Here is a 625-nt window from a genome sequence, read left to right as displayed (position 1 = left end):
CGCCGTCCTGCCCCCCGTGGCGCCCGAGGGCACCCACCTGTCGCTGCGGGTGCCCGCCACCAGCCGGTTCCGCCTCGACGACCTCGTCCGCGCCGGGGCGCTGCCCCCCGCCTGGGTGCCGCTGCTGCGGGCCGTCGTCCACCGGCGGCTGTCCTTCCTCGTCAGCGGGGGCACGGGGGCGGGCAAGACGACGGTGCTGGAGGCCCTGCTCGGCGAGGTGGACCCCGCCGAGCGCGTCGTCCTCGTGGAGGACGCCGGCGAGCTGCGCCCCGCCTGCCCGCACGTCGTGCGGCTGGAGGCGCGCCGCGCCAACGTCGAGGGCCGCGGGGAGGTGCCGCTGGAGGTCCTCGTCCGCCAGGCCTTGCGGATGCGCCCCGACCGCGTCGTCGTCGGCGAGTGCCGCGGCGCGGAGGTGCGCGACCTGCTCGCCGCCCTCAACACCGGGCACGCCGGCGGCGCGGGCACCGTGCACGCCAACACCGCCGCCGACGTCGTCGCGCGCGTGCAGGCCCTGGGCGCGCTGGCCGGCATGGGCCCGGCGGCGGTCGACGCCCAGCTCGTCGCGGCCGTGGACCTCGTCCTGCACGTGGAGCGGGGCGGCGCCGGGCCGGGGCGGGGCGGGGTG

Annotated in this window: 1 protein-coding gene; it reads left to right on the top strand. The window is 80.3% G+C overall.

Annotation, left to right across the window (positions count from 1 at the left end):
* A partial coding sequence (locus tag ABEB16_RS22490; RefSeq protein ID WP_345714370.1) for a TadA family conjugal transfer-associated ATPase occupies nt 1–625 on the top strand: 625 nt, incomplete at both ends.

The sequence above is a fragment of the Kineococcus glutinatus genome, from assembly GCF_039542765.1.
GTDB classification, from domain to species: Bacteria; Actinomycetota; Actinomycetes; order Actinomycetales; family Kineococcaceae; genus Kineococcus_A; species Kineococcus_A glutinatus.
This window is presented reverse-complemented; position numbering and strand designations above follow the sequence as displayed.